The organism is Thioalkalivibrio sp. ALE22, from assembly GCF_000381445.1.
GTDB lineage: Bacteria > Pseudomonadota > Gammaproteobacteria > Ectothiorhodospirales > Ectothiorhodospiraceae > Thioalkalivibrio.
Genome location: NZ_KB906507.1, coordinates 20634 through 32007 on the forward strand (window position 1 = coordinate 20634; position 11374 = coordinate 32007).

11 protein-coding genes are annotated in these 11374 nt (G+C 68.9%); 2 read left to right on the forward strand and 9 right to left on the reverse strand.

What is annotated here, in order from left to right; all coding sequences use genetic code 11:
* Positions 1-12 precede the first annotated feature (12 nt).
* Together F793_RS0109510 and F793_RS0109515 are read left to right on the forward strand one after the other, a co-directional pair.
* Positions 13-1140 carry an efflux RND transporter periplasmic adaptor subunit gene (locus tag F793_RS0109510; protein ID WP_018882501.1) on the forward strand — a complete coding sequence of 376 codons (1128 nt, stop codon included), beginning with the start codon at positions 13-15 and terminating at the stop codon, positions 1138-1140.
* Positions 1137-4295 carry an efflux RND transporter permease subunit gene (locus tag F793_RS0109515; RefSeq protein WP_018882502.1) on the forward strand — a complete coding sequence of 1053 codons (3159 nt, stop codon included), beginning with the start codon at positions 1137-1139 and terminating at the stop codon, positions 4293-4295. Before F793_RS0109510 ends, F793_RS0109515 begins: the two co-directional genes overlap by 4 nt.
* Here F793_RS0109515 and F793_RS0109520 read toward each other — a convergent pair.
* From F793_RS0109520 to rsxA, 9 genes are all read right to left on the reverse strand, one after another.
* A complete protein-coding gene (locus F793_RS0109520) occupies positions 4273-4698 on the reverse strand; it encodes a DUF1841 family protein (RefSeq protein ID WP_018866887.1) in 426 nt (141 codons plus the stop codon). The genes F793_RS0109515 and F793_RS0109520 overlap by 23 nt on opposite strands.
* A gap of 26 nt (positions 4699-4724) precedes the next feature.
* Complete coding sequence (gene nth / locus F793_RS0109525) at positions 4725-5372, reverse strand: endonuclease III (protein WP_018878554.1); 648 nt, start codon at positions 5370-5372, stop codon at positions 4725-4727.
* Between the two features lie 66 nt (positions 5373-5438).
* On the reverse strand, positions 5439-5876 hold the full coding sequence (locus tag F793_RS0109530; protein ID WP_018866885.1) for a hypothetical protein: 438 nt from the start codon (positions 5874-5876) through the stop codon (positions 5439-5441).
* Positions 5877-5984: 108 nt separating this feature from the next.
* Positions 5985-6686, reverse strand: coding sequence for an electron transport complex subunit E (locus tag F793_RS0109535; RefSeq protein ID WP_018866884.1), 702 nt, complete (start codon positions 6684-6686; stop codon positions 5985-5987).
* Positions 6683-7378, reverse strand: a complete 696-nt coding sequence (rsxG, locus tag F793_RS0109540; protein WP_018866883.1) for an electron transport complex subunit RsxG — start codon at positions 7376-7378, stop codon at positions 6683-6685. The genes F793_RS0109535 and rsxG overlap by 4 nt, the downstream gene beginning before the upstream one ends.
* Positions 7371-8432, reverse strand: coding sequence for an electron transport complex subunit RsxD (gene rsxD / locus F793_RS0109545; protein WP_018866882.1), 1062 nt, complete (start codon positions 8430-8432; stop codon positions 7371-7373). The genes rsxG and rsxD overlap by 8 nt, the downstream gene beginning before the upstream one ends.
* Positions 8432-10081: an electron transport complex subunit RsxC gene (gene rsxC, locus F793_RS0109550; RefSeq protein WP_018882503.1), complete on the reverse strand. Its 1650-nt coding sequence runs from the start codon at positions 10079-10081 to the stop codon at positions 8432-8434. The genes rsxD and rsxC overlap by 1 nt, the downstream gene beginning before the upstream one ends.
* A gap of 32 nt (positions 10082-10113) precedes the next feature.
* Positions 10114-10710: an electron transport complex subunit RsxB gene (gene rsxB, locus F793_RS0109555; protein WP_018882504.1), complete on the reverse strand. Its 597-nt coding sequence runs from the start codon at positions 10708-10710 to the stop codon at positions 10114-10116.
* Positions 10707-11285 (reverse strand): electron transport complex subunit RsxA, encoded by a 579-nt coding sequence (gene rsxA / locus F793_RS0109560; RefSeq protein ID WP_018866879.1) that lies wholly within the window; start codon positions 11283-11285, stop codon positions 10707-10709. Before rsxA ends, rsxB begins: the two co-directional genes overlap by 4 nt.
* Positions 11286-11374 lie beyond the last annotated feature (89 nt).

Sequence of the window (11374 nt, forward strand, 5' to 3'; positions counted from 1 at the left end):
GGAGACGGGGCGATGGCTGATTCCTGGTGGCAGCGCCTGCGCGAACAGACGCGCGTGCTGATCGCGCTGGGCATCCTGCTGCTGGTGATCCTCTGGATCGCCTCGGGGATGTTCGGGCGCGAGGCCGACGAGGCGCCGCGGGCGGCCGAGCCGCAGCCGATGGCGGTGGCCGTGACCGCGCTGGAGGCGGAGCCGGTGGAGCGTCTGCTGGTGCTGCAGGGGCGGGTGGAGCCGGATCTGCGCGTGATGGTGCGCGCCGAGACCGCCGGGCAGGTGGCCGAGTGGGAGGTGGCCCGCGGGGCGCGCGTGGCCGCCGATGCGCCCCTGGCGCGGCTGCGCATGGACGACCGCGAGGCGCGCCGGCGCCAGGCGATCGCCCGGCTGCGCGGCGCCGAGAGCGAATTCGAGGCCGCCCAGCGGTTGCACGATCAGGGCCATGTGTCGCGCACCCAGCTGGAGGCCCGCGAGGCCGAGCGCGAGGCCGCCCGCGCGGAGCTGGAGGCGATCGAGCTGGATATCCGCAACACGCGCATCATCGCGCCGGTGGCCGGGGTGGTGAATCAGCGTCTGGCGGAACGGGGCGACTTCGTGGCCCGTGGCGACCCGGTAGCGGAGATCGTGGACAACGACCCGCTACTGGCGGTGGTGCACGTGCCGCAGCACCAGATCGGGCGGGTGGAGTCGGGCCAGGCGGCGCGTATTCGCTTCCTGGACGGGCGTCGCGCCGAGGGCGAGGTGCGGTTCGTTTCGCGGGTCGCCGAGTCTGGCACCCAGACCTTCCGTGTGGAGGTCGAGGTCCCGAATGCCGACGAGGCGCTGCCCTCGGGGATCAGCGCCGGGGTCGAGATCCCGACCGAGACGGTCGCGGCGCACAAGCTGTCGCCGGCCTGGATGGGGCTGGACGACAGCGGCCGGGTCGGGGTGAAGACGGTGGATGACGACGACCGGGTGGTCTTCCACGCGGTCGAGGTGATCCGTGCCGCCACCGACGGCGTCTGGGTTACCGGGCTGCCGGAGCGCGCGCGGGTGATCACCATCGGCCACGGCTTCGTGACCCCGGGCGAGACCGTGCGGCCCCGGCCCATGGAGGCATCGACGGGCGCGGCCGGGCCGGAACCGGTGGGCGAGGCCCTGCGGTGAAAGCCCTGATCGCTTGGGCGGTGGAGCACGCCCGGACGGTGCTGCTGTTCCTGCTACTGATCCTGGTGCTGGGCGCGACCGCCTACCAGGTGGTGCCCAAGGAGGCGGCCCCCGAGATCGACATCCCCATCTTCTTCGTGTCCGTGCCCTATCCGGGGGTCAGTCCGGAGGATGCCGAGCGCCTGATGCTGCGCCCGCTGGAGCGCGAATTGCAGACCCTGCCCGGGGTGGACGAGATGCAGTCCTGGGCCGGCGAGGGCTTTGCCCTGGTGCGGCTGGACTTCGAGCCCGGCTGGGACAACCGCCGGGCCCTGTCGGACCTGCGCGAGGAGGTCGACCAGGTGCGCCCGGAACTGCCCGCCGGGGCCGAGGACCCGAGCGTCTCCGAGGTCGACCTGTCGCTGTTCCCGGTGCTCACGCTGAACCTGTCCGGGCCGCTGGACGAGCGCACGCTGGTGCGTCTGGCGCGCGACCTGCGCGACCGCGTGGAGGCGATCCCCGGGGTGCTGGAGGCGGATGTCGGCGGCGATCGCGAGGAGCAGATGGAGGTGCTGGTCGATCCGTTGGTGCTGGAGACCTTCGAGCTGTCGTTCGACGAGCTGACCCGGGCGATCGAACGCAACAACCGTCTGGTTGCGGCCGGGGCGCTGGATACCGGCGCCGGGCGCATCCCGCTGCGGGTGCCGGGCACCATCGACGATGTCGACGACGTGCTGGATACCGCGATCCGGGTGGAGGGCGACGCGGTGGTGCGGGTGCGCGATGTCGCCGAGGTCCGCCAGAGCTATCTGGACCCGGAGGGCTTCACCCGCATCGACGGACAGCCCTCGGTGTCGCTGGAGATCCGCAAGGCCTCGGAGGCCAACATCCTGGAGGTGGTGGCGGCCGCGCGCGCGACCATCGAGGTGGCGCGGGCCGACTGGCCGGAGACGGTCGAGGTCACCTACCTGCAGGACATGGCGCGCGATGTCGACGACCTGCTGGGCGATCTCGAGAACAGCGTGATCGCTGCGGTGCTGATCGTGGCGCTGGTGATTCTGGCAATGATGGGCGCGCGCGCGGCCCTGCTGGTGGGGGTGGCCATCCCCGGGGCCTTCCTCGGCGGCATCCTGGCGATCTATCTGATGGGCTTCACGCTCAATGTGGTGGTGCTGTTCGGGCTGATTCTGGTGGTCGGCATGCTGGTGGATGGCGCGGTCGTGGTGGTGGAGCTGGCTGACCGCTATGTGGCCGAGGGCATGCCGCGGCGGGAGGCCTTCCGCGCCGCGGCGCAGCGCATGTCCTGGCCGATCACCACCGCGATCGGGACCACGCTGGCGGTGTTCGCGCCGATGCTGCTGTGGCCCGGCATGGTCGGTGAGTTCATCGTCTACCTGCCGGCCACGGTGATTGTGACCCTGATCGCCTCGCTGGCGATGGCGTTGGTATTTATTCCGGCGCTGGGGTCGGTGATCGGCCAGAGCCACCCGATCAACGCGGCCCAGACGCGCTACGTGCGCGCGGCCGAGGATGGTCGCTATGACGAACTGCAGGGCCTGACCCGCGCCTACATCCGCCTGCTGCAGCCGCTGGTGCGTCGCCCCGGCTGGACGCTCGCGGGCACGCTGGCGCTGGTCGCCGCCGCCTATGCGCTGTATGCCCAGCAGGGGCGCGGGGTGGAGTTCTTCCCGCAGGTGGAGCCGGACTTCGTGCAGGTGCAGGTACAGGCGCGCGGCGACCTGTCGGTGTGGGAGGCGGACGCCCTGGTGAGACAGGTGGAGGGGCGCCTGCAGGGGGTGCCGCAGATCCAGCATGTCTATGCGCGGACCATCGGTACCCAGCTCGGGCGGCTGCAGGGCGACTACCCGGAAGACCTGGTCGGCCTGATCCAGCTGGAACTGATCTCCTGGCGCGAGCGCCCGCCGGCGGCCGCGATCATCGAGGACCTGCGCGAGCGTACCGCCGACCTGCCGGGCATCCGCCTGCAGTTTCGCGCCCAGGAACGCGGGCCGCGCGAGGGCCGGCCGATCGTGGTCGAGGCCTCCAGCCGCCAGGCTGACCGCATCGCGCCGGTGATCCGCGAGATCCGCAGTGCGATGGACGAGCTGGGCGGCTTCGAGGACGTGACCGACGACCTGCCACTGCCCGGGGTGGAGCTGGAGGTGCGCTTCGATCGTGAGCAGGCGGCGCGCTTCGGCGTGGACGTGCCGCTGTTGGGCGAGGGGGTGCAGCTGCTGACCCGCGGCATCCAGCTCGGCAGCTACCGCCCGGACTACAGCGACGAGGAGGTGGATATCCGCCTGCGCCTGCCGGCGGAGCAGCGCCACCTGCAGCAACTGGCCACCCTGAACCTGCCCGGCGCGACCGGGCTGGTGCCGCTGGCGCATTTCGCGGAACTGGTGCCGGTACCGGCCACCGGTCTGATCAAGCGCCGCGACGGCGATCGCGCCTACACCCTGGAGGCGGATGCGGCCAGTGGCTACCTGGTGGACGAGCGCCAGCGCGCGCTGGAGGCGCGCATCGCCGGCATGGACCTGGACCCGGAGGTGCAGCTGCGGTTTCGCGGCCAGGCCGAGGAGCAGGCCGAGGCGGCGCGCTTCCTGCTCGCGGCCTTTGCGCTGTCGCTGTTCCTGATGCTCGCGATGATGGTTACCCAGTTCAACCGGTTCTCGCAGGCGCTGCTGGTGATGTCGGCGATCGTGTTCTCCACCGCCGGGGTGCTACTGGCCCTGCTGCTGCGCGGGGAGCCATTCGGCATCGTGATGAGCGGGATCGGGGTGCTGGCGCTGGCCGGGATCGTGGTGAACAACAACATCGTGCTGATCGACACCTACAACGAGCAGCGCGGGCGCGGGCTGGATGCCCTGGAGGCGGCCCTGCGCGCGGCGGCCCAGCGCATGCGGCCGGTGCTGCTGACCGCGATCACCACCATCCTCGGCCTGATGCCGATGGTGCTGGCCTGGACCGTGGACTTCGCCGGAAGGGATTTCTACGTCGGGGCGCCGGTGACCGGCTTCTGGGTGCAGCTCGCGACCGCGATCGCCGGGGGGCTGTTCATTGCCACGCCGCTGACGTTGCTGTTCACCCCCGCGATGCTGGTGCTGCTGGATCGGCTGGGACTGGACCGGCAGCCGGCGCCGGCCGAACAGTCGGCTACCGGCTCGCCAGGCGCTTGAGGCACTCGAGGTAGGCGTTCTCGTCCGGTGCGCTGTTGCTGCGCTGGGCTTCCCACAGGGTCTGGCCGAGGCATTCCATCATGCGGTGCTCGGCGTCCATCACGCCAAACCGGGCGCACAGGCCCTGGTGCAGTTCGCGGATGCCCGCGGGCCGGTCGGTCCGCGCCTGGTCGCGCAGGCTCAGGTGCATCGCCATGTGCAGGAACGGATTGGAGGTGCCCAGCTCGGGCGGGAACTCGCCGGTCAGCGCGGTCTCGCGGTCCTTCAGGTATTCGTGGTACTCGGGGTGTTCCGAGATCACGTCCACCAGTTGCTGCTCCAGGTCGGTGACTGGCTCGCCGGCCTGCGCCTTCTGCCAGGCGTCGACGAACTGGGTACGGATCTGGTCGCGGTTGCCGTACATGCGGGTTGTCCTCGGAGTTGGGGGTGTCAGGCGCCCGCGGGCGGCGGGGTCTTGGCCTTGTATTCGCACAGGTCGGCGATCGGGCAGCGCCAGCACTCCGGCTTGCGCGCCTTGCAGACGTAGCGGCCGTGCAGGATCAGCCAGTGATGGGCGTCCTGCAAGTAGGCCTTCGGGGTCAGGCGCATCAGGCGCTTCTCCACCTCGAGCACGGTCTTGCCCCTGGCCAGCCCGGTACGGTTGGCGACCCGGAAGATATGGGTATCCACCGCGATGGTGGGGACGCCGAAGGCGGTGTTGAGGATGACGTTGGCGGTCTTGCGGCCCACACCCGGCAGGGCCTCCAGCGACTTGCGGTCGCGTGGAACCTCGCCGCCGTGCTGGTCGACCAGGATGCGGCAGGTCTTGATCACGTTCTCGGCCTTGGCGTTGTACAGGCCGATGGTCTTGATGTGTTCCTTCAGCCCGTCCAGGCCCAGTTCGAGGATGCCCTCGGGGGTGTTGGCGACGGGGTAGAGGCGGCGGGTGGCCTTGTTGACGCCGACATCCGTGGCCTGGGCCGACAGGATGACCGCGATCAGCAGTTCGAACGGTGTGTCGTACTCGAGCTCGGTGGTCGGCTCGGGATTCGCCGCCTTCAGGCGCTCGAAGATGGCTTCTCGCTTTGCGGCGTTCATGGATGCGGAGGCTCCAAACAAACCGGCCCCGCTTCGCGGGGCCGGCAACTCGCGTAGTGGCGTTGCTCAGACGTGGCGGAACATGCCGACATCCGGCGCGGCGTCGCGCGGGTTGGATTCGGCTTCCTTCTCCAGATCCTTGATCAGCTTGGCGTGCTTCTCTTCCAGATCATGCATCGCCTTCTCGTCCAGCTTCGGGAAGATGACGTCGCGGATGAACGAACCCAGTTCGTCCAGGCAGCTCGGCCAGTACTTGTCGTTCAGGTGGAACGAGTGGTGGGCGTGGGTGCCCATCGGGTAGCTGTCGAACTTGCGGATCATGGTGTAGGACAGGTCGCTGTCCTTCTCGACGAAGTCCTTGGCCCAGTCGTACCACCACTTGTAGTACTTCTCCTGCAGGTCGTCGTTGAACCCGTGGTTCTCGAAAAAGGCGGCGATCGTGCCGCGCGGGGCGAGGCCGTAGCGCGTGCCGCGCTTGCCAGCAAACGGGAAATGTCCAGCCATGCCAATCTCCTGGGACGTTTGAGTGTCCGGGGCGCGCGGCCCCGGTAGAACGGATTCGTGGCGCCGGAAGTTTACCGGCTGACGGCCAGGAATCAAGGCCGGTTCGGTTCAGGCGTTGTCGGGTGCGGCTTCGGATTCGGTGGCGCTCTCGTCGCGGCTGGCGGTCGGCTCCGGCTCGAACTGGCTGTCGATCCAGTTCTTCGCGGCGATCAGCAGGCCCATGGCCATGAAGGCGCCCGGGGGCAGCAGGGCCAGCAGGAAGCCGTGCTCGGAGGGATAGAGCTGCAGGGTCATCCCGTGCCCCCACTCGCCGAACAGCAGGTGGGCATTGGCCATCAGCGTGCCCTGGCCAAGGACCTCGCGCAGCGCACCCAGGGCGATCAGCACGCCGGTGAAGCCCAGTCCCATCATCAGGCCGTCCAGGGCGGCGCGCGGCACCGAGTTGCGCGAGGCGAAGGCCTCGGCGCGACCGATGATGGCGCAGTTGGTGACGATCAGCGGGATAAAGATCCCGAGGATCAGGTACAGCCCGTGGAACCAGGCATTCATCGCCAGCTCGATCGCGGTGACGATGGAGGCAATGATCAGCACGTACACCGGGATGCGGATCTCCGGGCGCGCGTGGTTGCGGATCAGCGAGACCAGCACATTGGACAGCAGCAGGGTCAGGGTGGTCGCGATGCCGAGGCCGATCGCGTTGACCATGGTGCCGGAGATCGCCAGCAGGGGGCACAGCCCCAGCAGCTGCACCAGCCCGGGGTTGTTGTGCCACAGGCCGTCGCGAATGATGTCGGTCAGGGTCGGGTTCATCGGCTTGCCTCGTCGTCCCCGTGGTCCTCGGGCTGCGGGAGCGGTTCCGCCATGGAGCGGGCGTCGTCGGGCCGGGTCGCCAGCAGCTCCTCGCGGTGTTCGTCGAAGTATTGCAGCGTGCGATAAACGGCGCGAACCACCGCACGCGGGGTGATGGTGGCGCCGGTGAACTGGTCGAACACGCCGCCGTCCTTGCGCACGTGCCAGTCCTCGGCCGGGGGGTTCCCCAGCGAGCGGCCGTCGAAGTCGTGGATCCAGTCGGAGCGCTCGGCCTCGATGGCGTCTCCCAGACCCGGGGTCTCGCGATGCGCGGAGACGCGCACCCCCTGGAGCTCGCCGTCGCGATCTACGCCGATCAGCAGGTGGATGTCGCCACTGTAGCCATCGCGCGCGATCGCGGAAAACACGATGCCGACCACTTCGTCATCGGCATCGCGGGCGAACCAGGCCGGCAGGTGGTCACCGCCCAGGAGGTCATGGCCGAGATCGATGGTGTCGTGCACGGGGTCGTTCCGGTAATCCAGGTCGCCGGTCAGCTCCGCGATGCGGTTGCGGTTGACCGCCATGCGGTTCTCCTCGATGCGGGCCTCGGTCGTGCCCTGGACGAGGGCGACGATCCCCGCCCCGGCGGCCGCAAAGCCGGCGAGCAGGGCGGTGGCCAGCAGGATGTCGCGGGGCTTCAGGTCAAGCATGCCCGTCCCCCGGCGGCGGTCCGCGGCGCGAGCGCCCGAAGATGCGCGGCCGCGTCAGGTGGTCCAGGGTCGGGGCGACCATATTCATCAGCAGCACGGCGAAGGCGACCGCATCCGGGTAGCCGCCCCAGGTGCGGATAATGAAGATCAGCACGCCGATGCCGGCGCCGTAGAGGATGCGACCCAGCGGCGTGGTGGAGGCGGAGACCGGATCGGTGGCGATGAAGAAGGCGCCGATGATGACCGCGCCACTGAAGACGTGGAACGCCGGCGAGGCAAAGGAGTCCGGGTCCAGCATCCAGAAGAAGCCGGCCGGGATGGCCACGCCCAGGATCACCGCCAGCGGGATATGCCAGTGGATGATGCGCCGGAACAGCAGGTACAGGCCGCCGAGCAGGAAGAAATTGCCGATCCACTCCCAGCTGGTCTCGCTGAAGCTGCCGAACAGCGGGCTCGCGGTGACCTCGCTGACGGTACGCCCGGCTCCCAGGCCCTCGCGCATTGCGTCCAGGGGCGTGGCGCGGGTGATCGTGTCCCACTCGAGTGCGGCCGGGAGGCTGCCAGTGAGCACGGTCTGCAGCGTCTGGCCCAGGCCCAGCGACAGGTCGGAGAGGGTGTCCGGCGCGGGCCACAGGGCCATCTCCCGCGGGAACGAGACCAGCACGACCACGTAGCCGACCATCGCGGGGTTGAACGGGTTGTAGCCGAGCCCGCCATACAGGTGCTTGGCCACCACGATCGCGAAGGCGATACCGATCAGGGTGACCCAGATCGGCGTCAGCGGCGGTACGGCAAGGGCGAACAGCCAGCCGGTCACGATGGCCGAGTTGTCGCTCAGGGTGGCCATGACCGGGCGCTTGCGGGCCGCCACGATCGCAGCCTCGAAGGCCACGGCGAACAGCACCGCCAGGACCACGTTGACCAGGACGCCCCAGCCGAAGAACCAGGCCATGGCCAGGGTGCCGGGTACCAGGGCCATCTGGACCTGCTGCATGACCCCGCCCACCGAGTGGGCCGGGATCATGTGCGGCGAGGATTCGGTGCGAAAGCGCATCAGCGGCTGCCCGAGTCCGTGGAATCGCGCGGGCCGGATTCGCTGGATGTGCCGGCCTCCGCGGTGCCGGCGTTGTCCTGTCCGTCCCCCGGGGTCTCGGCGGGTTGTGCGGCCTTGGCGGCCTTGCGCGCGCGGGCGCGTTCCAGCGCGGCCTGGATGGCGGCCTGCTTGTCGTCGTCGGCGCCTTCCTCGCCCTCTTTCTTCTTTACCGCCGCCTTCTTCCTGGCCATGCGCTCGGCCTTCTCGCGTTCCTCGCGCTCGATGCGCTCCTGGCGGAACTCATAGCGTTCGCGGGCGATGTCGGACTTCTGCCGTTCCTTCTCGCGCGCCCAGATCTCGTTCTTGGCGTAGCGGTAGTACTGCACCAGCGGGATGTTGCTGGGGCAGACATGCGCGCAGCAGCCGCACTCGATGCAGTCGAACAGGCCGTAGTCCTGGATCGCGTCGAAGTCCTTGGCCTTGGCCTGCCAGTAGAGCTGCTGCGGCAGCAACTGGGCGGGGCAAGCGGCCGCACACTCGCCGCAGCGGATGCAGGGCATCACCGGCCCCGGGGACGGGGTGTCCTGGGGGCGAGTGGCGAGCAGGCAGTTGGTGCCCTTGATCACGGGTATGGCGTCGTCGTGGACCGCGAAACCCATCATCGGGCCGCCCATCACCAGGCGATCCACCCCATCGGCGTAACCGCCGGTCGCGGCGATGACGTCGGCGAACGGGGTCCCCAGCAGGGCCTCGACATTGCGTGGGTGCCGCACGCCCGGCCCGGTAACGGTGACGATGCGCGACAGCAGGGGGCGCCCCTGGATGATCGCGTCGCAGACCGCCTTGAAGGTACCGGGATTGTTGCAGACCATCCCGATATCGGCCGGAAGACCGCCGCTGGGGACCTCCTGGCCGGTTAGCACCTTGATCAGCTGGCGTTCGCCGCCGGTGGGGTAGAGGGAGGGGACCGAGACCAGCTGGATCAGCTCGCGCAGTTCGCCCGGCAGGTTTTCGGTGAGGGCCCGCATCGCCTCGGGCATGTTGTCTTCCACCGAGAACAGCACCCGTTCGACGTCCAGCAGGTGGGCGACGATGCGAATGCCCTCGAACACCGCCTCCGGGGCGGTGCGCAGCAGCATGTCATCGGCGCTGATGTAGGGCTCGCACTCGGCCCCGTTCACGATCAGCGTGTGGATGCGCTGACCGGCGCGCGGGTTGAGCTTGACCGCGGTGGGAAAGGCGGCCCCGCCCAGCCCGACGATGCCGGCCTCGCGGATGCGCTGGCGCAGCTTGCGCGGCTCGCGGGTATCCCAGTCCAGCCAGGGTTCCATGCGGGTGTCGCCCCAGTCGTCGCGCCCGTCGGTCTGGATGACCACGCAGGGGGCGTCCAGACCGGAGGGGTGGGGTACCGCGTGCGGGGCGATCTCGATCACCTCCCCGGAACTGGGGGCGTGCACGTGGGCCGCGATATATCCCTTGGACTGGCCGATGCGCTGACCCTTGGTCACGTAGTCGCCGACCGCCACGCAGGGCTCCGCGGCCTCGCCGATGTGCTGGCCCAGCGGGACGATCAGCTGCGGAGGCACGCCCATCACCAGCACCGGATCGCGGGTGCTGGCTTCGGTCTCGTCGGCCAGTTTCAGGCCCCCGTGGAAGCGATGCAGCTGCATAAGCGTATTCTAACGGTTTGCGGACATCCGACTCAGTCGGAAGCCCCCGAACCGTCCGCGATGGCGTGGATGGGCCGCTTGATGGGCTGCTCGATGGGCGAGGGTTCCGGTTCCGACCAGCGCCATTCGGTGATGTCGGTGCCGACCGGAACCATGGTGATGCAGTCGACCGGACAGGGCTCGATGCACAGCTCGCATCCGGTGCATTCCTCCTCGATCACGGTGTGCATCTGCTTGGCGGCCCCGAGGATGGCATCCACCGGGCAGGCCTGAATGCACAGGGTGCAGCCGATGCAGATGTTCTCGTCGATGATCGCGACGGCCTTCTCCTGCTCTTCTTCCTCCAGCGGGGTGGGCTCGCGGTCGAGCAGGTCGGCCAGGGCCTGGACCGTCGCCTGACCGCCGGGGGGGCAGCGGTTGATGTCCGCCTCGCCGGCGGCGATGGCCTCGGCATACGGCCGGCAGCCGGGGTAGGAGCACTGGCCGCACTGGGTCTGCGGCAGCAGGGCGTCGATCTGGTCCACCACCGGATCGGACTCGACCCGGAAGCGCTGCGCGGCGAACCCCAGGATCAGCCCGAATGCAGCGGCCAGGCCGCCGATCGCGAGGATGGCGTAGAGCACGCTCACAGCCGCACCAGCCCGGAAAAGCCCATGAACGCCAGCGACATCAGCCCGGCGGTGACCATGGCGATGGCGCTGCCGCGGAACATCACCGGCACATCGGCCACGGCGATGCGCTCGCGGATCGCGGAGAACAGGATCAGCACCAGCGAAAAACCGACCGCGGCGCCGAAACCGTACAGGGCCGACTCGACAAAATTGTGTGCCTCCTGGACGTTGAGCAGGGCGACGCCCAGCACCGCGCAGTTGGTGGTGATCAGCGGCAGGAAGATCCCCAGCACGTTGTAGAGCAGGGGCGAGGTCTTGCGCACCACCAGCTCGGTGAACTGCACCACCGCCGCGATCACCAGGATGAAGGCGATGGTGCGCAGGTACTCCAGCCCGAGCGGGGTCAGCAGGTATTCATTGATCACGTAGGAGCTGACGGCGGACAACGTCAGGACGAAGGTCGTGGCCAGGCCCATGCCGGTGGCCGTCTCGACCTTGCGCGAGACCCCCATGAACGGGCACAGGCCCAGAAACTTCACCAGTACGAAGTTGTTCACGAGGATCGTACTGATGAGGATCAGGACGTATTCCACGAAAAATCCGAGTCGTCAGGTCAACAACACAGTATCGGCGACGGGCGGTGCCCGCTCAACCCTGCCCGCGGCGGGGCGATTGCTCTTTC